The sequence below is a fragment of the Pseudomonas sp. GW821-FHT01E10 genome (assembly GCF_059422365.1).
The window spans coordinates 226,922-249,461 of sequence record NZ_JBWKWT010000005.1; the positions used below are offsets into that span (position 1 = coordinate 226,922).

Here is a 22,540-nt window from a genome sequence, read left to right on the forward strand (position 1 = left end):
TTTTTTATGTCTTTGCACCCTCGTAGAGGCCGGCTGATTCTTTGGTACTAAGGTAGATCGACGATATGGACTTCGTCGCCTTGGTAGTCGCTGATATAGGCGCAGTTATGATGATCAAGAACCATATGATGCGGGTCGATAGCCCCAGGGATGGGAAACCTGCGAACAATCTTATGGGTGGCGGTATTCACTTCCACGACCTCTTTTTCGGTGTGATCAACGGCGTAAGCGTTCTTTTTGCTAAACACTATTTCCCCTTCGCAAGCCACAAAATCGAAATGCCGGGTGGTCAGTGACCGGGTGTCCAACACGGTCAGTCTTCGAGCGTCCAGACCCACGATATACACTTTTCTACCGTCGGGACTGACAGTAACGGCTGACGGATATTTTTCGGTTTTGATGATGTTGATGACTTCGAACGTCTTGCTGCTGATGACCGTGAGCGCGTCCTGAAAAGGGCGACCAGGGGAATCGGTACTGGAAATATAGAGACGCGAATCGTCCTGGCTGATGTCCACACTTATGGACGGTGAAGGTAACCCTCGGACTCTGCTCACCACATAAGTGCGAGCGTCAATTATCGCCAGCCACTCTTTATCCTGCCGTACGGTGACGTAAACATGCCTCCCGTCCCGGCTCGCGACGACTCCCCAAGGGTGTCTACCCACCGTGATGTTACCCACCGCGTATGTTTCGGTATCAATAACCGAAACCGAACTTGAACCGTAGTTGGTCACGTAAGCTCTTTTCCCCTCATGGCCAAGGGCAATGCTTCGGGGATACTGCTCCACGGCGATGGTGCGGATTACCTTTTTGTTCCGGGTGTCGATGACGGACACATTGTCCGACATGTAATTGCAAACAAATACACGTGATCCATCGTTGCTGATGGCCATCCCTCGCGGTCCTTCCCCTACGGGTATTGAATTGGATTGACTGCGTGTTATCACGGGGGATGAACTCGAATTGTGACTCATGGTAGAACTCCTGTTCAGACACTTGGACTGACGTCCAAGTTCAAGTTCATCAATGACCTGCAATGAAAGCCACTGTTAAATGTGACAGTTCTGACGAGTGGTATCGGCTCATAAATGAATATAAGGAGGGTGCGTGAAGGTTTTTTCCTTCGGTTAACACTCTCTTAACCTCCCGGCCCCAAGGTCTTGATCGTATTTCTCGATATTTCAGAGCGAAATTTTCCGCTTTAAATCGATAGATAACTCGATAGTCTTGGGCGCAGTTCTTACAGGATTTGGGCAATGCAGCTACGTAACTCTTCTTCCCGCTACGGTTGGGTCAGCATCTTTATGCACTGGGGTGTGGCGTTGGCCGTCTTCGGCCTGTTTGCGTTGGGGTTGTGGATGGTCGGTCTCGATTACTACAGCACCTGGCGTAAAGACGCGCCGGATCTGCACAAGAGCATTGGTCTGGTGTTATTTGCCGTGATGTTGCTGCGGGTAGTGTGGCGCTTCATCAGCCCACCGCCGCCGCTCTTGCCAAGCTATAGCCGCATGACCCGCCTTGGCGCCAAGTTCGGCCATTCGTTCCTTTATCTCAGTCTGTTCGCTGTGATGATCGCCGGTTACCTGATTTCCACCGCAGACGGTGTCGGGATTCCGGTGTTTGGCCTGTTTGAAATTCCTGCACTGGTTTCCGGACTACCGGACCAGGCAGACACCGCGGGTGTGATTCATTTGTACCTGGCCTGGCTGCTGGTAATTTTTTCCGGTTTCCATGCGTTGGCTGCATTGAAGCACCACTTTATCGATCGTGATGCGACCCTGACGCGAATGCTGGGGCGCAAAGCCTGATGTTCTACCTCGACTCCAAAGGAATAGAAAGCATGTTGAAAAAGACGCTCGCCGCTCTGGCAATCGGTTCTGCTCTGCTGTCGGCTAACGTGATGGCGGCCGACTATGTGGTCGACAAAGAAGGCCAGCACGCCTTTGTTGACTTCAAGATCAGCCACTTGGGCTACAGCTACATCATCGGTACCTTCAAGGATATCGACGGCAAGTTCAGCTTCGACGCTGCCAAGCCTGAAGACAGCAAGATCGAGTTCAATGTGCGCACCGCCAGCGTGTTCACCAACCACGCCGAACGCGACAAGCACATCGCCAGCGGTGACTTCCTGAACGTGGGCAAATTCGCCGACGCCAAGTTCGTCTCCACCAGCGTCAAACCTACCGGTAAAAACGCCGCAGGCAAAGACACTGCCGACGTGACCGGCAACCTGACCCTGCTGGGCGTGACCAAGCCAATCGTGGTCAAAGCCACGTTCCTGGGTGAAGGCAAGGATCCATGGGGCGGCTACCGTGCCGGCTTCGAAGGCACCACCAGCATCAAGCGTTCCGATTTTGGCAAGCAGAAAGACCTGGGCCCAGCGTCCGACGCAGTCGATCTGTACGTGACGTTTGAAGGTGTCAAAGCGAAATAATCTTCGCACCTGACACAAAAACGCCCCCGATCTCACGATCGCGGGCGTTTTTTATGGTCGGAGAAAATCTGCAGGGATGTTCTCAACTGAAATGAAAATGCCCCGATCGCAAGATCAGGGCATTTTTTATAACGGTGCTAACTCAGCGGTTGCGGGTCAGCAATGCTGGTTTTTCGCCGCGCGGACGGCCTGGCAGTTGATCCAGTTGCTCAGGGGTCGGGAAGCGATCGCTTTTCGACTCCTTGTGAATGATCTTCGGTGCCGGGCTCCGCGGGTTCTGCACGGCCGGTTCCGAACGAGACTGGTCGTCACGGGCCGGACGGCGGTTGCGTGACTCTTCGCGACGGGCCTGGCCGTCACGTGGAGCGCCGTTGCGCGGGCCACTGCGCTTGGCCGGTGGGGTGCCGGTGGTTGCGCCGCTGCTGTTGCGCGGACCGTTCTGGCGACCTTGTGGCTGACCGGCGCGCGGAGCGCCAGCGCCTTGTGCCGGTGCGCCCGGACGGCGGCCACGGCCCTGAGCCGGTTTGGCTTGAGGCACGTAGTCGACGCGGTTACCGAAGTTATCGATATCGTCGTCCAGGAACTCGTCCGGAGCACGGTCGGCGGCGGCGCGAGGGGCCGGGCGCTGTTGCTCGCGGGCCGGAGTGCCTTCGCGTGGCTTGTGTTCACGGGCCGGGCGCTCGCCACGGCCGGCGGCAGGTTTTTCCTTGCCACCCTTGTCCTTGCCTTTGTCTTTACGACCGCCACCACCACCGCTGCCGTTCGGGCCGTCGCCGCGTGGGCCACGTGGGGCGCGCGGGTTACGCACATCCGGACGCTCGCGGACCTCCGGTTTCTCGGCTTCCACAGCGCTGGAGTCGAAGCCCATCAGGTCGCCGTCGGCGATTTTCTGCTTGGTCATGCGCTCGATGCTTTTCAGCAGTTTTTCTTCGTCCGGAGCGACCAGCGAGATCGCCTCGCCCGAACGACCGGCACGGCCGGTACGACCGATACGGTGCACGTAATCTTCGTCGACGTTTGGCAGTTCGAAGTTGACCACATGAGGCAACTGGTCGATGTCGAGGCCACGAGCAGCGATGTCGGTGGCGACCAGGATGCGCACTTCACCGGCCTTGAAGTCGGCCAGGGCCTTGGTGCGGGCGTTCTGGCTCTTGTTGCCGTGGATCGCGACGGCGGTGAGGCCGTGTTTGTCCAGGTACTCGGCCAGGCGGTTGGCGCCGTGCTTGGTGCGAGTGAATACCAGCACCTGTTCCCAGGCGCCGGCAGTAATCAGGTGTGCCAGCAACGAACGCTTGTGGCTGGCGGCCAGACGGAATACGCGTTGTTCGATCCGCTCGACCGTGGTGTTCGGTGGCGTGACTTCGATGCGTTCCGGGTTGTGCAGCAGCTTGCCGGCGAGGTCGGTGATGTCTTTGGAGAACGTCGCCGAGAACAACAGGTTCTGCCGTTTGGCCGGGAGGCGGGCGAGGACCTTTTTCACGTCATGGACAAAGCCCATGTCGAGCATGCGGTCGGCTTCGTCCAGCACGAGGATTTCCACGTGGGACAAATCGACACTGCCTTGGCCGGCGAGGTCGAGCAGGCGACCTGGGCAGGCCACCAGCACGTCGACACCACGGGACATGGCTTGAACCTGCGGGTTCATGCCGACGCCACCGAAGATGCAGGCGCTGACGAACTTCAGGTCACGGGCATAGACCTTGAAGCTCTCGTGCACCTGAGCCGCGAGTTCGCGGGTTGGGGTCAGGACCAGTACGCGTGGTTGGCGCGGGCCGTGACGCTGGGATTTGTCCGGGTGACCGTTGGGAAACAACCGCTCCAGAATCGGAAGGGCGAAGCCACCGGTTTTACCAGTACCTGTCTGAGCCGCAACCATCAGGTCGCGACCTTGCAACACGGCGGGAATGGCCCGCTGTTGCACCGGAGTAGGCTCGGTATAGCCCGCTGCCTCGATGGCGCGGACTAAAGCCTCGGAGAGACCGAGGGAAGCAAAGGACATGAGTAATCCTGTTTTAGTTAGGGCTTGGCCCAATGGGAGTCTTGCCTGGCGCGAATGGCGTTTAAGAGGACGCAATCCCGTCCGGTCCTGCTGGGCCTCGAAGGCTCGTCTGGAGCGCTCGCGCGGGCTGAAAAGCTGCGCTGTAGCGGGATCGAGATGCCTTGAACAAGTCCGAGCGTCCGGGCGTGAGCCTGGCGGGAAGGCCGGAGTATAACAGAGCAATCACTGTGCGCCGCTTTCCTGCTGCTCAACGGTTTTTCCGCCGGTTGCGGTGGCGCTGGCGGCCCGGGCTTCGGCAGCCGGACCGGCACCATAGCGGGCGCTCAGTTCGGCGTAGGCCGGTTCGCGCTTGAAGCGCTTGAGCTCGGCGCCGAAACGCTGCACCAACAAATCCATCCCGGCATTGCGGCGCACCGCCAGGTACTGGCTCTGCTGGCTGATGACGGTCGGGTTCTCGGTGATCTTGTCGCGGATGTCCAGTTGATCGAGCAAGTGCTGGCCGACCCGGCGATCGGTGATCAACAGGTCGATCCGCCCGCGCACCAGTTTGCCGAAGTTGGCTTCATGGGTAGGCGCCGGTTCCCGGGTAAACAACGTCGATTCGCTGAAATCCTTGCTGTACAGGTAGCCCGGCGAGGTGCCGATGGTCAGGCCTTTCAGGTCGTCCAGGGTGCGAAACGGGAACGGCCGTTCATTGGCGTAGAACATCACGAATTCGACTTGCGAGAGCGGTTCGCTGGGGTAGAGCAGGGTCGCTTCGCGTTCATCGCTGTGGAAAATATCCAGCACACCGTCCGCCTGGCCTTGCTCAAGCATCGACAGGCAGCGCTTCCACGGCAGGAACTGCCATTCCACGTCAATCCCGAGGCGTTTGAAGACGATGGCCGTGGTTTCGTAGTCGAGCCCGAGGTTCTTGCCACCTTCTTCATAGACGTAAGGCGCCCAGGGTTCGGTGACAATACGCAGCTTCTCGCCGCGAGCGGTGAAGCTCAGGCAAGTGAATAGAAGCACGGTCAGTAACTGGGTGATCAGGGGCATGGCTTGAGATTACGACGAGAAATCATAAAGAGCCAGAAACCGGATCCAGAAGCTCTGGATCGGGCATTAAAAGCAAAAGATCGCAGCCTTCGGCGGCGCCTGCAGAGGTACATATTCCCCTGGAGGCGCTGCCAAAGACTGCGATCTCTTGATTTGCGTTAACGGCTATTAGCGCGGCAACTTCAGGTTATTCCATACCGCCAGGCTCGGTTCAGCCTGGTTCAGTGTGTAGAAGTGCAGCCCCGGTGCGCCACCTTGCAACAGGCGTTCGCACATCTCGGTGACGACTTGCTCACCAAAGCTTTGAATGCTCTGGGTGTCGTCGCCGTAGGCTTCCAGTTGCTTGCGGATCCAGCGCGGGATTTCCGCGCCGCAAGCGTCGGAGAAGCGCGCCAGCTTGCTGTAGTTGGTGATCGGCATGATCCCCGGCACGATCGGGATGTTCACACCCTTCGCCTGTACACGCTCGACGAAGTAGAAATAACTGTCGGCGTTGAAGAAGTACTGGGTGATCGCACTGTTGGCACCGGCGTTGGCCTTGCGCACGAAGTTGTTGAGATCGTCTTCGAAATTGCGCGCTTGCGGATGCATTTCCGGGTAAGCGGCGATTTCGATGTGGAAATGATCGCCAGTCTCTTCACGAATGAATTCAACCAGGTCATTGGCGTGACGCAACTCGCCGCTGGCCATGCCCATGCCCGAGGGCAGGTCACCGCGAAGCGCGACGATTCGCTGGATGCCGGCTGCCTTGTACTGGGTCAGCAGGCCGCGCAGATCGTTCTTGCTGTCACCCACGCAAGACAGATGCGGAGCGGCAGGGACTTTGACTTCACTTTCCAGCTGCAACACGGTGTTGAGGGTGCGATCACGAGTCGAACCGCCAGCGCCGTAGGTGCAGGAGAAGAAGTCGGGATTGTAGGTCGCCAGCTGACGGGCAGTGGCGATCAGTTTTTCATGCCCAGCATCGGTCTTCGTCGGGAAGAATTCGAAGCTGTAGCGACGTTCTTGGGACATGGTCATATCCTTGGAAACACGTAAGCCTTGTAGGCGCCGTGCTTCCTGTAGGAGCGAAGCTTGCTCGCGAAGCAGGCGCCGCGGTCTTTCAGCAGCACCGCGGTGAAGCGTTCGCGAGCAAGCTTCGCTCCTACAGGAAGCGTGGTTCCTGCATAAGTCCGCTCCCATGGGGAGCGGACTGCTGGACCGATCAGTAGCGGTAAGCGTGCGGCTTGAACGGGCCTTCGACGGTAACGCCGATGTAGTCAGCCTGTTGCTTGGTCAGTTGAGTGACCACGCCGCCGAAACCGCGGACCATTTCCAGGGCCACTTCTTCGTCGAGTTTCTTCGGCAGTACTTCAACGGTCAGGCGCTCGGCTTTCTGGGCTGGCGACAGGTCGGCGTACTTCTGGCCGAACAGGAAGATCTGCGCCAGAACCTGGTTGGCGAACGAACCGTCCATGATGCGGCTTGGGTGACCAGTGGCGTTACCCAGGTTAACCAGACGGCCTTCGGCCAGCAGGATCAGGTAGTCGTCGTTCTGAGCGTCGAAAGCGCCTGGACCGGTGCGGTGAACCTTGTGAACCTGCGGCTTCACTTCTTCCCATGCCCAGTTCTTGCGCATGAAAGCGGTGTCGATTTCGTTGTCGAAGTGACCGATGTTGCAGACCACAGCGCGTTTCTTCAGGGCTTTGAGCATGTTTGCGTCGCAAACATTGACGTTGCCGGTGGTGGTCACGATCAGGTCGATCTTGCCCAGCAGCGCTTTGTCGATACTCGCTTCGGTACCGTTGTTGATACCGTCGATGAACGGCGAAACCAGTTCGAAACCGTCCATGCAGGCTTGCATGGCGCAGATCGGGTCGACTTCGGAGACTTTAACGATCATGCCTTCCTGACGCAGGGACTGGGCCGAGCCCTTGCCCACGTCACCGTAACCGATGACCAGCGCTTGCTTGCCGGACAGCAGGTGGTCGGTGCCGCGCTTGATCGCGTCGTTCAGGCTGTGACGGCAGCCGTACTTGTTGTCGTTCTTGCTCTTGGTCACCGAGTCGTTGACGTTGATGGCCGGGATTTTCAGCTCGCCCTTGGCCAGCATGTCCAGCAGACGGTGAACGCCGGTGGTGGTTTCTTCGGTGACGCCGTGGACGCGGTCCAGTACTTGTGGGTACTTCTTGTGCAGCAGCTCGGTCAGGTCGCCGCCGTCGTCGAGGATCATGTTGGCATCCCAAGGCTGGCCATCCTTGAGGATGGTTTGCTCCAGGCACCACTCGTACTCTTCTTCAGTCTCGCCTTTCCAGGCGAACACCGGGATGCCGGCAGCGGCGATGGAAGCGGCGGCCTGATCCTGAGTCGAGAAAATGTTGCAGGACGACCAGCGTACTTCGGCACCCAGGGCAACCAGGGTTTCGATCAGCACGGCAGTCTGAATAGTCATGTGGATGCAGCCGAGAATCTTCGCGCCCTTGAGCGGTTGCTCGACGGAGTACTTGCGGCGCAGACCCATCAGGGCCGGCATTTCGGATTCGGCGATGATGGTTTCGCGACGGCCCCAGGCAGCCAGGGACATGTCGGCGACTTTGTAATCGTTAAAATCTGCAGGCGTGATAACAGCGCTCATGAAGAGCCTCCATTCGTAATGTATGCGAATGGGCGCCGTTGTGCGTTTAGTGTCTGGCCGTGGCCAGTCAACGCCCCATCCGAGCCTGACAGGTTGAACCTGCTGCAGCGCCCCTCGGACAGGTGGCGGGAAAACGGTATCAATCAAACATGACCGTTTTGAAACGGGGGCGATTATAGCGGGCTATGCTGATCTTCCAAAGCGTTTCTGTTGGTCAATGTCCGAACGGTAATCGAGACCATAGTCGATGCTTGATAGAGCTCTAGTCCGGGCTCTGCCATGATGGCCGGCATCAATCGGCAAGACGGTCAGGAGTGAGTATGAATTTCCACACCCGCAAATGGGTAAAACCCGAAGACCTCAACCCCAACGGCACGCTGTTCGGCGGCAGCCTGCTGCGCTGGATCGACGAAGAAGCGGCGATCTACGCCATCGTCCAGTTGGGTAATCAGCGCGTGGTCACCAAGTACATTTCCGAAATCAACTTCGTCAGCGCCTCGCGTCAGGGCGACATCATCGAGTTGGGCATCACCGCCACCGAGTTCGGTCGCACCTCGATCACTCTGACCTGCGAAGTGCGCAACAAGATCACTCGCAAGAGCATTTTGACGGTAGAGAAGATGGTGTTCGTGAACCTGGGCGAAGACGGCCTGCCCATGCCGCACGGCCGGACCGAGATCAGGTACGTCAAAGACCAGTTCAAGGATGATGACATTGGCGAGTAGTTGCCGCTCTGTGGCGAGGGAGCTTGCTCCCGTTGGGCCGGGCTGGCGCTCCAGCGCGAAGCGGCCCTGAAATCTATCATTGGGTTCTTTCAGGCAGGCTTCACGTCAGCTTACGACTGCTTCGCAGCCGAGCGGGAGCAAGCTCCCTCGCCACAGGGTTTGCTGCGTTCCCCCGGTAGTGAACAGCTCCGAACCCCGCGTGTCGTACGTAAACGACACGCCACCGGTTCAGGAGCAGCCTTATGGACACGCCCAACGACGGCAAGACCCCGGACCTCTCGGCACAGGAACAGCGCGAGGTCGATAAAAACCAGCCCCCGCGTGCGGCGGTGTTGCACGAAATCATTCGCACCCAAGGCGATCAGGAACTCGAACGTAGCGTTGCGGCGCTGTGGTGGTCGGCGCTGGCTGCCGGCCTGACCATGGGCCTGTCGCTGATGGGCATGGGACTGCTCAACTCGCGCCTGCCGGACGGCGAAGGCTACAAGGTGATCGCCAGCTTCGGTTATTGCGCCGGTTTTCTAGCGGTGATTCTCGCCCGTCAGCAACTCTTCACCGAAAACACCCTGACCGCCGTGCTGCCGATCATGAGCAAGCCAACGTTGGGTAATGTCGGTCGGTTGCTGCGGCTGTGGACGGTGGTGCTGGTGGGCAACCTCTGCGGCACCTTGCTGGTGGCATATGTGATGCTGCACCTGCCGATATTCGACAGCAAGACCGATCTGGCCTTCCTTGAGATCGGGCGCAAGGTCATGGAGAACGATGCCGGCAAGATGCTCGCCAAAGGCATCATCTCCGGCTGGATGATCGCCACCATGGTCTGGATGATCCCGTCCATGGAAAGCGCCAAGATGTGGATCATCATCCTCATCACCTATTTCATGGCGCTGGGCGATTTCACCCACATCGTGGTCGGATCGGTCGAGGTTTCTTACCTGGTGTTTGCCGGCGAGTTGCCGTGGAAGGATTTCTGGTGGGTGTTCGCAGGTCCCACGCTGGTGGGGAACATTATTGGCGGCAGTTTTATCTTCGCGCTGATCAGTCACGCGCAGATTCGCAGTGAAAGCGGGCCGCCGAAGACCTCTGCGGAGCGGGCTCAGGAATCCGAACCGCAGAAGATCAAAAAATGATCAATGTCAGCTAGAGACGTTGATTGCGGCAGCACTGCGACGTTGCAGGTAGATGAAGAACAGCGCCGTCAGCAGCGTGAATACGCTGACCAGTGCGCCGGTCCACGGCAAGTCCGCCAGGTCCGCGCCACTGGCCACCACCAGTCCGCCAATCCAAGCCCCGGCGGCGTTGCCGAGATTGAATGCGCTTTGATTCAACGTCGACCCGAGGTTTGGCGCCTCATGGGCCTGATCGATAATCAGCAATTGCAGGATCGGGCACAGCGCGAAGGCGAAGATGCCCCACAACACCAGCGTGATCGCCGCCGGTATCACTGAATGGCTGGTTTGGCTGAAGGCGGCCAGCACGATGGCCACGGCCAATGTCATCCCCACCAGCGAAGGCAGCAAACGACTGTCCGCCAATCGGCCGCCGAGCATGCTGCCCCCGGTCAAGCCGACCCCGAACAACAGCAACATGATGGTTACGCCATGCGGACTGACGCCGGTGATGTCCTGCAGGATCGGCGCAATGTAAGTGAACACGCTGAACAGGCTGGTAGACGCCAGCACGCTCATGCCCAGCGCCAGCAGCACATTGACCTTGCCCAGCACTTTGAATTCGCTGGCCAGGTTGGCTTTGTCCATGGGGATTTCCTTGGGCAGCCAGACCCACTGCGCAATGGCTGCAATCACGCCAATCACCGACACTGCCCAGAAGGTCGAGCGCCAGCCGGCGTATTGCCCCAGAGCAGTGCCCAATGGCACGCCCAGCACGTTGGCCAAGGTCAGGCCGGTGAACATCATGGCAATTGCCTGGGCTCGTTTGTTCGGTGCCACCAGACTGGTAGCGACCACTGAGCCGATGCCGAAAAACGCGCCATGGCACAGCGCGGTGATCACTCGTGCGGCCATCAAGGTGGCGTAGTTCGGCGCCAGGGCGCAGAGGATGTTGCCGAGAATGAACATCAGCGTCATGCCCAGCAGTGTGGCTTTGCGCGGCATGTTGGCGGTGCCGACCGCGAGAATCGGCGCACCGAACACCACGCCCAGGGCATAACCGGTGATGAGCAGGCCAGCATGAGGAATGCTCACGGCGAGGTCGCGGGCGACATCGGGCAGCAAGCCCATGATGACGAACTCAGTGGTGCCGATGCCGAAAGCGGCAACGGCCAGTGCAAGCAAGGCGAGTGGCATGCGCAAGGTCTCTGTCGGTAGTCTTGACGCTTTGATCAGGCATACGCAGGCCGACGACCGTTCTCGATGAGAGCGGGCAGAGGCAGGAGTTATTGGAATTAGTCTGTGCGCAACTGAGTGCGGCGTGGTCGCTTGCAGTATAAACAGCTGCGGACATATGGCGAATCAAATCTCTGTCCCGCGATGTAGGGGCAATACAAGGAGTGTGCCGTGCTTGCGACAATTCTGGTGTTGGTGGCGGCGCTGTTGCACGCGGCGTGGAATACCCTGATCAAGTTCAGCGCGGAGCGGCTGTTGGTGGTGGCCTGCATGGACAGCGTGGCGTTGCTGTTTGTCGCGCTGATGCTACCCTTCGTGGCGCTGCCGCCACTGGATATGTGGCCGTGGATTCTTGCGTCGGCGGCATTCGAGTTGCTCTATCGCTACCTGTTGATCCAGGCCTATCGGGTCGGCGATCTCGGCCTGGTCTATCCGTTGATGCGTGGCCTGTCACCGTTGGTGGTGCTGGCGCTGACGCTGATCTTCGCCGGTGAAGTGCTGACGGCTCAGCAGATCTTCGGGATTTTGCTCATCCCGTTCGGCATGGTGTGCCTGCTCTGGCAGGGCGGTGGCGGGGTGCGCCTGCCGTGGTCGATGCTGCCGGTGGTGGCGCTGATCGGGTTGTGCATCGGTTGCTACACCTTCATCGATGGCCAGGCCTTGCGGCGCTGGTCCCATCCGCTGGACTACCTGGTTTGGGTCACAGTGCTCAGTGCCTGGCCGTTCCCATTGCTGGCGCTGGTGCGCAAACGCCCGGCGTTCATGTTGTTCTGGCGTGAGCAGTGGCGGTTGGGGTTGGCGGTCGGGTTCTGCGTATTGTTCAGCTACGCTCTGGTGCTGTGGGCCATGCAGCTCGGATCGATTGCCGAGGCTGCGGCGCTGCGCGAGATCAGCGTGATTCTGGTGGTGCTGTTCGGCATGCGCTACCTCAAAGAACCTTTTGGCAGGCCACGGCTCTTAGCCTGTGGACTGGTATTGATCGGCATGTTGGTGATGAAGTTTTAGTCGCCGCTGATGGAATTCGATTCTCTACAACTTGAAGAAGGGACTGCGTTATGACGGTTGCTCTGTGGTGCATTTTGATTGCGATCTGCTTGCCTTATCTGTGCACAGGCGTCGCCAAGTTCAGCAATGGCAAGTTCGGGCTGAAACAGAATCACGACCCAAGGGCGTTTCTGGATTCGCTCGAAGGCGTGGCCAGGCGTGCGCATTCGGCGCAGTTGAACAGCTTCGAAGTGACCCCGGCGTTTGCCGCGGCGGTGATCGTGGCGCATCTGGCCGGCAATGCCGAACTGGTGACGATCAATGTGCTATCGGTGCTGTTCATCACCAGTCGGCTGCTGTACATCATTTGCTATCTGGCGGACTGGGCGATTCTGCGGTCGCTGGTGTGGGCCATTGGCATGGGGCTGATTGTCAGTTTCTTTGTGGTGTCTGTTTAACGGCAAGATCAAAGGATCGCAGGCTGCGCCATTCCCAGCAGGGATCGATGTTCATTCGCGATATTGCGACGAACGCTCTCGATGTTGAAGCTGGCGCAGCCTGCGATCTTTTGCTTCTAAAGTTTGTCAGCCACCTGCGGCACCTGAGGCAACGCCGCCCCTTTAGGCCAGAGCATCCAGATCTGCCCCTGCTGTTTCATGTCGCCGGCCAATTGCCCGGCGGCTTCGCCCGTGCCCCAGAACAGGTCTGCGCGGACCTCGCCGGCAATCGCGCCGCCGGTATCTTGAGCGGCCACCGGACGCACCAGTGCGCTGCCGTCCGGTCGCGTCGTCGATAACCACAACAGGCTACCGAGCGGAATCACCTTGCGATCCACTGCCGCGCTATAACCTGCGGTCAATGGCACATTCAGCGAACCGCGCGGCCCTTCGTTGCTGTCCGGGTTGCGATTGAAGAACACGTAGCTGGGGTTGCTGCCGAGCAGTTCGGGAATGCGCGTCGGATTGGCCTTGGCCCAGTTATCGATGGCGCTCATGGTTACCTCTTCTTTCTTCAGCTCGCCCTGATCCACCAGCCAGCGGCCGATAGGTCGATAGGGGTGGCCGTTCTGGTCGGCATAACCAATGCGCAATTGACGGCCATCATCGAGCTGGATGCGCCCCGAACCCTGGATTTGCAGGAACTGCAGGTTCATCGGGTCGGTCAGCCAGGCAATCACTGGCGCCTTCACGCCATTGGTTTCAATGGTTGCCGCATCGTCATAAGGCTTGAGCACGCGACCTTCGAGTCGTCCGCGCAGGCGTTTGCCTTTGAGTTCCGGGTAAATGCTGTCCAGCGAGACGATGATCATGTCCTCGGGCACGCCGTACACCGGGATGTTCGCTTGCTCGGTCTGGGTCAGGCTGCCGGGATACACCGGTTCGTAGTAACCGGTGATCAGGCCGTTGGGGTTGTCATTGGTGGCGCGCAAGCCGTAAACATCGAGGTTTTGCTTGAGGAAGCCGCGGATTTCGCTGGCGGTTGGCTGAACATTGGCGGAAGCGGCGCAGGTGCCACCCCAGACCGGGTCGGCCTTGAGTCGGGTGCAGGCGCTGCGCCACGAGCCAAAACCGGCGACGAGGTCATTGTCGGACACCGCTGGAAGGGCTTCCCAGGTAGCGCTGGAGTAGGTCGCCAGTGCGTGGGTTTTCGGTTTGCTACTGTCGCCACCGGTGCAGCCAGCAAGTATGGCCACCATCGGAAGGGTCCAGGCCAGGTTGTGACGCCACGCCTTGAAACGGCTGTTCATGGAGTAATTCCTTTGCCGGTTGCCTGAGTGCTCCATGCGCTCAAACAACCCGTATTGATAATAGGGCTATTGGTCTTTGCCGGTGACGCGAGGATACTGGCTGCCGTTTCCAGTGATCTGAAGCCACCATGACTCTTAAAAGACTCTCTGTTGTATTGCTGGCCTGCCTGACCTTGTCCGCCTGCGGCGGTGTCGACCCGAACTCGCCTCTGGGCCAGCGCAAGGCGATCTTCAAGCAAATGCTCAAGACCGGCGAAGACCTGGGTGGCATGTTGCGTGGGCGTATTCCGTTCGATGGCCCGAAATTCGCCGACGGTGCCGTGAAGCTCGACGCGTTGTCCCATGAGCCGTGGAAACATTTCCCGCAGGTGCGCGAAGCAGATCACACCAGCGCCAAGGACGATGTCTGGCAGAAGCAGGCACGCTTCCAGGAAATGGCCCGCACCCTTGAAGGCGCCACCGGTGAACTGGTGATCGCCAGCCAGGTTCAACCCTACAAGGCCAGCAACCTGGGGCCGGCGGTGCAGAAAGTCGAAGACGCCTGTAGTGCCTGCCATAAAGAGTTTCGGGATCATTGAGGTGGCGTGTTCAAACCGGATTACTTATCCAGCTCGTCGAGCGCGTCCTGTAAATCCTTGCGCGATTGAGCCAGTTTGTCTTTGCGTTTGTTGATCTTCTCGGCGTCGCCTTTTTTCATCGCCTTGTCGAGGTCGGCCTGACGCCGGCTGACTTCGTGCTTGGCGTCGAGCACCTTGTTTTCCCGTTCCTTCTTCAAGGAAGCGTCGGTGCAATGGGCGGTGACCTCGCTCAGGGCGGTTTCCAGGCCTGCCTGTTGATCGGCGTTGCCGTGAGATTTGGCCAGTTCGATCTGGTTGATGATGCCTTGTTTTTTGGCGGCGCAGCCGGTCAGGCCCGGGGCGTCTTCGTCGGCCATTAATGGAGCGGCCATCACGCTGCACAGGGTCAACAAGGCGAGCGGTGAAAGAAGTTTCATAAAGGCTCCAGGTGAAAAAATCGATGTAGCGATGGGCTGTTTGAGCGCATCGGTACCTATGGGTTCCCAGGCTGACGGGCGTCGCCGGCTGCTAAAAACCGTCAATCCCGGCAACACGTAATGTCTCGCTCAAGGCCAGGACCTGCGGGTCGCGGAAAAATGCGCTCAGTTGCGCCGCGCGTCCCGGGCCGATGCCGGTTTCGGCCTGCCATTGTTCGGTGTTTCGTTGCGCCAGCACCTGCCATGAATCGGCGAGATGTGCCTGGCCGGTCGGCGGCAAGCCCAGGGCTTTGAGCCAGCGAGCGAACGGTCGTTGCCGGGCGCTGTTGAAACTGTTCAAAAGACGAGCACTGCTGCGTTCGCCGAAGCCGTCAATGTTAGCAAGCTCTTGCTCATCGAGGGTCAACCAATCGAGCAGGTTGTCGAGACGTTCGGCCTTGAGCAGTTTCTCCCAGGTGCCCGGCCCGACATGCGGCAAGGCCAGCCCCTGTTTGCCGCTGAGCCAGGCCAGCCGTGCGAGAAACTGGCTTTCGCATCCGGGTGTCGGCTGCCAGCAACTCAACGGATGAAAATCTGCTGCCAGCGGTGCGTTCAATTCAGGACGTTCGGTGCTGCGCAATACCACACCGTCGAGCCTGGGGATGGTCAGCCCGGCCAGGCTGATGGCGACCTGATCGCCGGGACGAATGTCCAGCGCTTCCCAGCGCTGCAGGGAGCTGACGCTGACACGCTTGATCTGCCGGTCATCGAGCATCACCGGTGCCAGATCCAGCACCGGTGTGATCCGGCCGGTCCGTCCAATCTTGAAGTGGACCTTGCGCACCTCGGCCAACGCCTGGGCGAAGGGGTACTTCCAGGCGACACTCCAGAAAGGCGTTTTCGCCTGCCAGCGCTCGGCGGGTGGGCGCTGGTTCTGTCGTAAAACGACGCCGTCGCTGGCAAAGGGCAGGGGCGAGCGATACCAGTAATCGCGCCAGCGTTCGGCGTCGGCGAAGGCCTCGATCGGCTGGCTGTAGGGCGCGGTGCTCGGGAATCCCAGCTCATCCAGAGCCGCCACGCGGGCGGGCAGGCTTTTCGGGCCTTGTGGCCAGTCCCAGACGAACACGCCGATACCGGCGGCTTGCTCGGGGTTCAGCGTCTTGCGTGCCATTAACCCGGCCACCGTGGCGCGGGCATTGAGGCTGCCGGCCTCGGCTTGCACGTGTTCGGTCAGGCGCCAATAGAGTTCGCCTTGCAACAGCAGGTCGAGCGGTTGTGGAAGTTTTTGAGGGATGGCGGCGATCTGGCGCGCTGAGGCAGTCCAGTCGTGGCCGGTTATCCCGTCACCACGACTGATCGCCTGGTGCAGCCAGCCGTTGCGATAGATCAACGTCACAGCCACACCGTCGACCTTGGGTTGAATCCAGACCTCATCCCGATTTTTCAGCCAGGCTTCGACGGCGCGCCCATCGCGCAGTTTTTCCAGGCCGGTGTGGGCGATGGGGTGAGCAATCGTGCCACGGGCAGTGCGCAACGGTTCGGCTGAAGGGCCTGAGTCAAAACACTCGCGCCATTCGCTTAGTCGTATGCGGGATTGATCATAGAGTTCATCGGCGACCAAAGAGCGTCCTTCGCGATGATAGCTGTCGTCCCAGAGGTCGATTCGCTTTTGCAGTGCGTTGATTTCGTCCAGAGCGCGGGCCGGCGGCCAATCGGGGCAGTCGGCGGCATTGGCGGTCAGGCAGGTGAGGGTCAGCAGGAAACCGAAAAACAGGCGCAGGTTGGGCAGCATCGAGAGCGTCCTTGCTCGTTGGGATGCTTTCAAGGCTAGTCAGGTTTCGAGTGTGGAGTGCAGAGGTGTAATTCTGCGTGTTTCGAGGTGGGATCTTCTTCATGAAAAAGCCCCGCACGGCGAACCGTGCGGGGCTTTTTGTACAACCGGAGAAGTCTTACAGGCCGGCAGCAGAACGCAGAGCGTCGGCGCGGTCGGTTTTTTCCCAGGTGAACGTGGTGAACGTATCGTCGCCCACGGTTTTGGTTTCCGGGGTGCGACCGAAGTGGCCGTACGCCGCGGTGTCCTGGTACATCGGGTGCAGCAGGTCGAGCATGGTGGTGATCGCGTATGGACGCAGGTCGAACACTTCGCGGACCAGTTTGACGATCTTGTCGTCGCTGATCTTGCCGGTGCCGAAGGTGTTCAACGAAATCGAAGTTGGTTGAGCGACGCCGATTGCGTAGGAAACCTGAATCTCGCAACGCTCGGCCAGGCCGGCAGCCACGATGTTCTTGGCCACATAACGACCGGCGTAGGCCGCCGAACGGTCAACCTTCGATGGATCTTTACCGGAGAACGCGCCGCCGCCGTGACGGGCCATGCCGCCGTAGCTGTCAACGATGATCTTGCGACCGGTCAGGCCGCAGTCGCCCACCGGGCCGCCAATGATGAACTGGCCAGTCGGGTTGATGTGGAACTGGGTGTCCTTGGACAGCAGTTCGGCAGGCAGCACGTGCTTGACGATCAGTTCCATCACGCCTTCGCGCAGGTCTTTGTAGGACACTTCCGGGTTGTGCTGGGTCGACAGTACAACGGCGTCGATACCGACAACCTTGCCGTTTTCGTAGCGGCAGGTCACTTGCGACTTGGCGTCTGGACGCAACCAAGGCAGCAGGCCGGACTTGCGGGCTTCGGCCTGGCGCTGAACCAGTTGGTGCGAGAAGGTGATCGGTGCTGGCATCAGCACGTCGGTTTCGTTGCTGGCATAGCCGAACATCAGGCCCTGGTCGCCGGCGCCCTGGTCTTCAGGCTTGGCACGGTCAACACCCTGGTTGATGTCGGGGGACTGCTTGCCGATGATGTTCATCACGCCGCAGGTCGCGCCGTCGAAGCCGACATTGGAGCTGTTGTAGCCGATGTCGAGAATCACGTTACGGACGATGTCTTCCAGATCGACCCAGGCCGACGTGGTGACTTCACCTGCGATGATTGCCACGCCGGTTTTCACCAGAGTCTCGCACGCCACGCGGGCGAACTTGTCTTCAGCAATGATGGCGTCCAGCACCGCATCGGAAATCTGGTCGGCGATTTTGTCCGGATGCCCTTCAGACACGGACTCGGAGGTGAAGAGGGAGTATTCGCTCATCTCGATTTTTTCCTGAATTTACCGATGGTGAGTGTCGCCAGCCGGTCGCTGAAAATGGCGGACCTGTATCTGGAAACCATTACGTAAGCCTACATAGAGGCTTTCCCCGGGAACGAGTCCCGCAGCGGTGGCCCAACGGGCCAGATCGTCCTGTTCAAACCCCAACCAGAGATCACCGCAGGCCTCCCTGGCCCAACTCTGGTTGTGGCTACATAACTCTGTCACTAACAGGCTACCGCCTGGTTGCAGCAAACCGGCCATGTGCTTGAGCGCTTCGGCCGGCGCGGCAAAATGGTGCAGCACCATGTTCAATACAACGCAGTCGGCCTGAAGGTTTACACCGTTCAATGCATCGGCCAATTGCAGGCTGACGTTAGCCAGCGTTTCACGTTCGCAGACCTGGCGGGCCAGTTCGAGCATCGCCGGGCTGTTGTCCAGCGCCGTGACCTGAGTGAAGCGACGCGCCAGCTCCGGCAGAAAGGCACCATCGCCGGGGCCTACTTCGATGGCCGTGGCGCCGGGGCCGAAACTCAGCTTGTCGAGCAGGGCCACCACGCTTTCGCGGTATTGCGGCAGGCCGGCGATCAAGTCTTGCTGGGCGCGAAACTTCTCCGCGACCCGCGAGAAAAAGTCCTGGCTGGCCGCCTCACGTTGCCCGTGGACCTGACCGATCCGCGCCTGGACGTCAGTCGGCAGGGTCAGGTTATCCACTTCTTCGAGCAGCGCGGCATGCAGCTTGCCGCCCAGCAGATCGGTGTGGGGCAGGGCACGACGGTAGAAAATCGCATTGCCTTCACGGCGGGTCGCCACCAGTTCGGCCTGGGCCAATACCTTGAGGTGATGACTCATGCCGGACTGACCGATGCCGAAGATCTGCGCTAGTTCCAGTACGCCGAACGAATCGTTGGCCAGCGCGCGCAATACATTCAGCCGCAGAGGATCGCCGCCGGCCTTGCACAGGGCCGCCAGCTCATCGCAATCGTCATGTTGAATGGAAGGCACGCGCAGATTCATAAGGCCAGCAGTCTAGTGACGGTAAGAAAACACCGCAAGAGCAATATCAAAAAGTTTTGATATTGGTCGATAGATGGCACTTCTTAACGTTAGTTTCAGTCCACAAACCAACAGCGGAAAGGTTTCATCAGTCGAATACGCCGTTATCCATTGGAAAAACGCCTTCGGATGACTATCTGTCATTGCCCCGAGGCGGGTCGGTGAGGGAAAATGCTCGCCTTTTTTCCGTTTCGTTTTATTCACTCTCGATTCAATATCCGCAGGAGATCAGCGATGCCCAGCCGTCGTGAGCGCGCCAACGCCATTCGTGCCCTCAGCATGGATGCCGTGCAAAAAGCCAACAGCGGCCATCCCGGTGCCCCTATGGGTATGGCGGATATCGCCGAAGTACTTTGGCGTGACTACCTGAAGCACAACCCGAGCAATCCATCGTTCGCCGACCGTGACCGCTTCGTGCTGTCCAACGGTCACGGCTCGATGTTGATCTACTCGCTGCTGCACCTGACCGGCTACGACCTGTCGATCGATGACCTGAAAAACTTCCGCCAGCTGCACAGCCGTACCCCGGGTCACCCGGAATATGGCTACACCCCGGGCGTTGAAACCACCACCGGTCCACTGGGCCAAGGCCTGGCCAACGCAGTCGGTTTCGCCCTGGCGGAAAAAGTCCTGGCGGCGCAGTTCAATCGTCCTGGCCATAACGTCGTCGATCACCACACCTACGTATTCCTGGGTGATGGCTGCATGATGGAAGGCATTTCCCACGAAGTCAGTTCCCTGGCCGGTACGCTGGGCCTGGGCAAACTGATCGCCTTCTACGATGACAATGGCATCTCCATCGACGGTGAAGTCGAAGGCTGGTTCACCGACGACACGCCGAAGCGTTTCGAATCCTACAACTGGCAAGTGATCCGCAATGTCGACGGTCACGATCCGGAAGAAATCAAGATCGCGATCGAAACCGCGCGCAAAAGCGCACAACCGACGCTGATCTGCTGCAAGACCACCATCGGCTTCGGCTCGCCGAACAAGCAAGGCAAGGAAGATTGCCACGGCGCCCCGTTGGGTGACGCGGAAATCGCCCTGACCCGTGAAGCGCTGAAGTGGAACCACGGCCCGTTCGAAATTCCGGCTGATATCTATGCCGAGTGGGACGCCAAGGAAGCCGGTCGCGCTGCCGAAGCCGAGTGGGACCAGCGTTTCGCTGCTTACTCTGCTGAATTCCCTGAGCTGGCCAATGAACTGGTTCGTCGCCTGAGTGGTGACCTGCCGGAGGATTTCGCCGAGAAGGCCCAGGCCTACATCGCTGAAGTCGCGGCCAAAGGCGAATCCATCGCCAGCCGTAAAGCCAGCCAGAACGCCCTGAACGCCTTCGGCCCGCTGCTGCCTGAACTGCTCGGTGGTTCGGCTGACCTGGCCGGCTCCAACCTGACCCTGTGGAAAGGTTGCAAAGGCGTCACCGCCGAAGACGCCAGCGGCAACTACATGTACTACGGCGTTCGCGAGTTCGGCATGAGCGCGATCATGAACGGCGTGGCCCTGCACGGCGGCCTGGTGCCTTACGGCGCGACCTTCCTGATGTTCATGGAATACGCCCGCAACGCAGTGCGCATGTCGGCGCTGATGAAAAAACGCATCGTCTACGTGTTCACCCACGACTCTATCGGTCTGGGCGAAGACGGCCCGACTCACCAGCCGATCGAGCAACTGGCCAGCCTGCGCTGCACGCCGAACCTCGACACCTGGCGTCCGGCCGATGCCGTTGAATCGGCGGTGGCCTGGAAGTTCGCCCTGGAGCGTGACGACGGTCCTTCGGCACTGATCTTCTCCCGTCAGAACCTGCAACACCAAACCCGCAACGCGATCCAGATCGAAGAGATCGCCCGTGGCGGTTACGTGTTGAAGGACTGCGCAGGCGAGCCTGAGCTGATCCTGATCGCCACCGGTTCGGAAGTCGGCCTGGCCGTTCAAGCCTTCGACAAACTGACTGAGCAAGGCCGCAAGGTTCGTGTGGTGTCGATGCCATGCACCAGCGTCTTCGAAGCCCAGGACGCCGGCTACAAGCAATCGGTTCTGCCATTGCAGGTCAGCGCGCGTATTGCCATCGAAGCCGCCCACGCGGACTACTGGTACAAGTACGTGGGCCTGGAAGGTCGCGTGATCGGCATGACCACCTACGGCGAGTCGGCGCCTGCGCCGGCCTTGTTCGAAGAGTTCGGCTTCACCCTGGAAAACATCCTGGGTCAGGCTGAAGAGCTGCTGGAAGACTAAGGCACGCCGCGGTGGTTTTATGGCCACCGCGTTCCCTGTGTAGGAGCTGCCGCAGGCTGCGATCTTTTGATCTTAAAAGATCGCAGCCTCGTTTCACTCGACAGCTCCTACAGGGATTTGTGTTGTTAGCAAGAATTCGTCTGCCGCGACTATCGAGAACCCCATGCCTCAACCGCGTCCTTACAAAGTTGCACTCAACGGCTACGGCCGGATTGGTCGTTGTGTCTTGCGTGCGTTGTTTGAGCGAGGCTCGACGGCTGGGTTTGAAATTGTCGCGATCAACGATCTGGCCGACATGGCCAGCATCGAATACCTGACACGCTTCGACTCCACTCACGGGCGGTTTCCCGGTGAAGTGAGGGTTGAGGGCGATTGTCTGCATATTAAGGGCGACTGCGTGAAGGTCCTGCGCAGTGCCACCCCCGAAGGCATCGATTGGGCGTCGTTGGGCGTCGATCTGGTGCTGGAGTGCTCCGGCGCTTATCACACCCGTCAGGATGGCCAGCGTTTTCTCGACGCCGGTGCGCCACGGGTGCTGTTTTCCCAGCCGATGGCCAGCGAGGCGGATGTCGACGCCACCATCGTCTACGGCGTGAACCAGGATTGCCTGACCGGTGACGAGCTGCTGGTGTCCAACGCGTCCTGCACCACCAACTGCGGCGTGCCGCTGTTGCGCCTGCTGGATCAGGCCATTGGTCTGGAATACGTGTCGATCACCACCATCCACTCGGCGATGAACGATCAGCCGGTGATCGACGCCTATCACCACGAAGACCTGCGCCGCACCCGTTCGGCGTTCCAGTCGGTGATTCCGGTGTCCACTGGTCTGGCGCGAGGCATTGAACGCTTGCTGCCGGAACTTGCCGGGCGAATTCAGGCCAAAGCCGTGCGGGTGCCGACGGTTAACGTGTCCTGCCTCGATATTACGATGCAGACCGTAAGCGATACCGACGCCACCGAGGTCAACCGGATTCTGCGCGAGGCCGCCACCCATGGCCCGCTCAAAGGCCTTCTGGCCTACACCGAGTTGCCTCACGCCAGTTGTGATTTCAATCATGACCCCCATTCGGCCATTGTCGATGCCAGTCAGACCCGCGTTTCCGGCCCACGGCTGGTGAACATCCTGGCCTGGTTCGACAACGAATGGGGTTTTGCCAATCGAATGCTGGACGTTGCAGAACACTATTTACAAGCAGTTGCTACTCCACAATCTGTCTTTCAAAAACCTGCTCTCTAAAACAGCTATCCAGGAA

General features: G+C 59.4%; 21 protein-coding genes and 1 riboswitch. Of the genes, 9 read left to right on the forward strand and 12 right to left on the reverse strand.

Annotation, left to right across the window (positions count from 1 at the left end; all coding sequences use genetic code 11):
• Window positions 1-47: 47 nt before the first annotated feature.
• The gene (locus tag AC07V0_RS12435; protein WP_018928734.1) at window positions 48-896 is read right to left on the reverse strand and encodes a YncE family protein; all 849 of its coding nucleotides are present in this window, start codon (window positions 894-896) and stop codon (window positions 48-50) included.
• Between the two features lie 363 nt (window positions 897-1,259).
• Between AC07V0_RS12435 and AC07V0_RS12440 the strand changes: the two genes are divergently transcribed.
• Both AC07V0_RS12440 and AC07V0_RS12445 read left to right on the forward strand, forming a co-directional pair.
• On the forward strand, window positions 1,260-1,811 hold the full coding sequence (locus AC07V0_RS12440) for a cytochrome b (protein ID WP_018928735.1): 552 nt from the start codon (window positions 1,260-1,262) through the stop codon (window positions 1,809-1,811).
• A gap of 32 nt (window positions 1,812-1,843) precedes the next feature.
• Entirely contained in the window at window positions 1,844-2,437 is a 594-nt protein-coding gene (locus tag AC07V0_RS12445) for a YceI family protein (protein WP_018928736.1), read from the forward strand.
• A gap of 142 nt (window positions 2,438-2,579) precedes the next feature.
• Here the strand turns inward: AC07V0_RS12445 and rhlE2 are convergent, their stop codons facing one another.
• From rhlE2 to ahcY, 4 genes are all read right to left on the reverse strand, one after another.
• The gene (rhlE2, locus tag AC07V0_RS12450) at window positions 2,580-4,436 is read right to left on the reverse strand and encodes an RNA helicase RhlE2 (RefSeq protein WP_018928737.1); all 1,857 of its coding nucleotides are present in this window, start codon (window positions 4,434-4,436) and stop codon (window positions 2,580-2,582) included.
• Between the two features lie 222 nt (window positions 4,437-4,658).
• Entirely contained in the window at window positions 4,659-5,474 is an 816-nt protein-coding gene (locus tag AC07V0_RS12455) for a substrate-binding periplasmic protein (protein WP_018928738.1), read from the reverse strand.
• A gap of 168 nt (window positions 5,475-5,642) precedes the next feature.
• Window positions 5,643-6,488 (reverse strand): methylenetetrahydrofolate reductase [NAD(P)H], encoded by an 846-nt coding sequence (gene metF / locus AC07V0_RS12460; protein WP_086944417.1) that lies wholly within the window; start codon window positions 6,486-6,488, stop codon window positions 5,643-5,645.
• 190 nt (window positions 6,489-6,678) lie between these two features.
• Complete coding sequence (ahcY, locus tag AC07V0_RS12465; protein WP_018928740.1) at window positions 6,679-8,088, reverse strand: adenosylhomocysteinase; 1,410 nt, start codon at window positions 8,086-8,088, stop codon at window positions 6,679-6,681.
• 23 nt (window positions 8,089-8,111) lie between these two features.
• Window positions 8,112-8,210, reverse strand: a riboswitch (S-adenosyl-L-homocysteine riboswitch).
• 198 nt (window positions 8,211-8,408) lie between these two features.
• Here ahcY and AC07V0_RS12470 point away from each other — a divergent pair.
• Together AC07V0_RS12470 and AC07V0_RS12475 are read left to right on the forward strand one after the other, a co-directional pair.
• Complete coding sequence (locus AC07V0_RS12470) at window positions 8,409-8,813, forward strand: acyl-CoA thioesterase (protein ID WP_064620913.1); 405 nt, start codon at window positions 8,409-8,411, stop codon at window positions 8,811-8,813.
• 242 nt (window positions 8,814-9,055) lie between these two features.
• The gene (locus AC07V0_RS12475; RefSeq protein WP_018928742.1) at window positions 9,056-9,943 is read left to right on the forward strand and encodes a formate/nitrite transporter family protein; all 888 of its coding nucleotides are present in this window, start codon (window positions 9,056-9,058) and stop codon (window positions 9,941-9,943) included.
• 6 nt (window positions 9,944-9,949) lie between these two features.
• Here the strand turns inward: AC07V0_RS12475 and AC07V0_RS12480 are convergent, their stop codons facing one another.
• The gene (locus tag AC07V0_RS12480; RefSeq protein WP_086944418.1) at window positions 9,950-11,119 is read right to left on the reverse strand and encodes an MFS transporter; all 1,170 of its coding nucleotides are present in this window, start codon (window positions 11,117-11,119) and stop codon (window positions 9,950-9,952) included.
• 210 nt (window positions 11,120-11,329) lie between these two features.
• Here AC07V0_RS12480 and AC07V0_RS12485 point away from each other — a divergent pair, with 210 nt between their 5' ends.
• Both AC07V0_RS12485 and AC07V0_RS12490 read left to right on the forward strand, forming a co-directional pair.
• Window positions 11,330-12,163 (forward strand): EamA family transporter, encoded by an 834-nt coding sequence (locus AC07V0_RS12485; RefSeq protein ID WP_018928744.1) that lies wholly within the window; start codon window positions 11,330-11,332, stop codon window positions 12,161-12,163.
• A 50-nt stretch (window positions 12,164-12,213) separates the two neighbouring features.
• Window positions 12,214-12,600, forward strand: coding sequence for an MAPEG family protein (locus tag AC07V0_RS12490; protein ID WP_018928745.1), 387 nt, complete (start codon window positions 12,214-12,216; stop codon window positions 12,598-12,600).
• Between the two features lie 116 nt (window positions 12,601-12,716).
• Here the strand turns inward: AC07V0_RS12490 and mltA are convergent, their stop codons facing one another.
• The gene (gene mltA, locus AC07V0_RS12495; RefSeq protein WP_495019599.1) at window positions 12,717-13,889 is read right to left on the reverse strand and encodes a murein transglycosylase A; all 1,173 of its coding nucleotides are present in this window, start codon (window positions 13,887-13,889) and stop codon (window positions 12,717-12,719) included.
• 128 nt (window positions 13,890-14,017) lie between these two features.
• Between mltA and AC07V0_RS12500 the strand changes: the two genes are divergently transcribed.
• Window positions 14,018-14,467 carry a c-type cytochrome gene (locus AC07V0_RS12500; protein ID WP_086944420.1) on the forward strand — a complete coding sequence of 150 codons (450 nt, stop codon included), beginning with the start codon at window positions 14,018-14,020 and terminating at the stop codon, window positions 14,465-14,467.
• A gap of 20 nt (window positions 14,468-14,487) precedes the next feature.
• Here AC07V0_RS12500 and AC07V0_RS12505 read toward each other — a convergent pair whose 3' ends face one another.
• The 5 genes from AC07V0_RS12505 to AC07V0_RS12525 form a co-directional block, all read right to left on the reverse strand.
• Window positions 14,488-14,883 carry a DUF1090 domain-containing protein gene (locus tag AC07V0_RS12505; protein ID WP_018928748.1) on the reverse strand — a complete coding sequence of 132 codons (396 nt, stop codon included), beginning with the start codon at window positions 14,881-14,883 and terminating at the stop codon, window positions 14,488-14,490.
• 91 nt (window positions 14,884-14,974) lie between these two features.
• Complete coding sequence (gene ligB, locus AC07V0_RS12510; RefSeq protein WP_086944421.1) at window positions 14,975-16,654, reverse strand: NAD-dependent DNA ligase LigB; 1,680 nt, start codon at window positions 16,652-16,654, stop codon at window positions 14,975-14,977.
• Between the two features lie 157 nt (window positions 16,655-16,811).
• On the reverse strand, window positions 16,812-18,002 hold the full coding sequence (gene metK, locus AC07V0_RS12515) for a methionine adenosyltransferase (RefSeq protein WP_007937912.1): 1,191 nt from the start codon (window positions 18,000-18,002) through the stop codon (window positions 16,812-16,814).
• An 18-nt stretch (window positions 18,003-18,020) separates the two neighbouring features.
• A complete protein-coding gene (locus tag AC07V0_RS12520) occupies window positions 18,021-19,016 on the reverse strand; it encodes an ArsR/SmtB family transcription factor (RefSeq protein ID WP_064620901.1) in 996 nt (331 codons plus the stop codon).
• A 12-nt stretch (window positions 19,017-19,028) separates the two neighbouring features.
• A complete protein-coding gene (locus tag AC07V0_RS12525) occupies window positions 19,029-19,259 on the reverse strand; it encodes a hypothetical protein (protein ID WP_457326867.1) in 231 nt (76 codons plus the stop codon).
• 30 nt (window positions 19,260-19,289) lie between these two features.
• Between AC07V0_RS12525 and tkt the strand changes: the two genes are divergently transcribed.
• Window positions 19,290-21,287, forward strand: coding sequence for a transketolase (gene tkt / locus AC07V0_RS12530; RefSeq protein ID WP_086944422.1), 1,998 nt, complete (start codon window positions 19,290-19,292; stop codon window positions 21,285-21,287).
• 163 nt (window positions 21,288-21,450) lie between these two features.
• A complete protein-coding gene (gene epd, locus AC07V0_RS12535; RefSeq protein ID WP_086944423.1) occupies window positions 21,451-22,524 on the forward strand; it encodes an erythrose-4-phosphate dehydrogenase in 1,074 nt (357 codons plus the stop codon).
• The last annotated feature ends 16 nt before the right edge of the window (window positions 22,525-22,540 follow it).

Bases quoted from the DNA above. Each gene is read 5' to 3' on its own strand.
- AC07V0_RS12505 (WP_018928748.1), bottom strand. From the start codon at position 14,883: ATGAAACTTCTTTCACCGCTCGCCTTGTTGACCCTGTGCAGCGTGATG.
- tkt (WP_086944422.1), top strand. From the start codon at position 19,290: ATGCCCAGCCGTCGTGAGCGCGCCAACGCCATTCGTGCCCTCAGCATG.
- metK (WP_007937912.1), bottom strand. From the start codon at position 18,002: ATGAGCGAATACTCCCTCTTCACCTCCGAGTCCGTGTCTGAAGGGCAT.
- AC07V0_RS12445 (WP_018928736.1), top strand. From the start codon at position 1,844: ATGTTGAAAAAGACGCTCGCCGCTCTGGCAATCGGTTCTGCTCTGCTG.
- AC07V0_RS12455 (WP_018928738.1), bottom strand. From the start codon at position 5,474: ATGCCCCTGATCACCCAGTTACTGACCGTGCTTCTATTCACTTGCCTG.
- AC07V0_RS12480 (WP_086944418.1), bottom strand. From the start codon at position 11,119: ATGCCACTCGCCTTGCTTGCACTGGCCGTTGCCGCTTTCGGCATCGGC.
- AC07V0_RS12470 (WP_064620913.1), top strand. From the start codon at position 8,409: ATGAATTTCCACACCCGCAAATGGGTAAAACCCGAAGACCTCAACCCC.
- AC07V0_RS12490 (WP_018928745.1), top strand. From the start codon at position 12,214: ATGACGGTTGCTCTGTGGTGCATTTTGATTGCGATCTGCTTGCCTTAT.
- AC07V0_RS12435 (WP_018928734.1), bottom strand. From the start codon at position 896: ATGGCCATCAGCAACGATGGATCACGTGTATTTGTTTGCAATTACATG.
- AC07V0_RS12440 (WP_018928735.1), top strand. From the start codon at position 1,260: ATGCAGCTACGTAACTCTTCTTCCCGCTACGGTTGGGTCAGCATCTTT.
- ahcY (WP_018928740.1), bottom strand. From the start codon at position 8,088: ATGAGCGCTGTTATCACGCCTGCAGATTTTAACGATTACAAAGTCGCC.
- AC07V0_RS12520 (WP_064620901.1), bottom strand. From the start codon at position 19,016: ATGAATCTGCGCGTGCCTTCCATTCAACATGACGATTGCGATGAGCTG.
- metF (WP_086944417.1), bottom strand. From the start codon at position 6,488: ATGTCCCAAGAACGTCGCTACAGCTTCGAATTCTTCCCGACGAAGACC.
- epd (WP_086944423.1), top strand. From the start codon at position 21,451: ATGCCTCAACCGCGTCCTTACAAAGTTGCACTCAACGGCTACGGCCGG.
- mltA (WP_495019599.1), bottom strand. From the start codon at position 13,889: ATGAACAGCCGTTTCAAGGCGTGGCGTCACAACCTGGCCTGGACCCTT.
- rhlE2 (WP_018928737.1), bottom strand. From the start codon at position 4,436: ATGTCCTTTGCTTCCCTCGGTCTCTCCGAGGCTTTAGTCCGCGCCATC.
- AC07V0_RS12500 (WP_086944420.1), top strand. From the start codon at position 14,018: ATGACTCTTAAAAGACTCTCTGTTGTATTGCTGGCCTGCCTGACCTTG.
- AC07V0_RS12475 (WP_018928742.1), top strand. From the start codon at position 9,056: ATGGACACGCCCAACGACGGCAAGACCCCGGACCTCTCGGCACAGGAA.
- ligB (WP_086944421.1), bottom strand. From the start codon at position 16,654: ATGCTGCCCAACCTGCGCCTGTTTTTCGGTTTCCTGCTGACCCTCACC.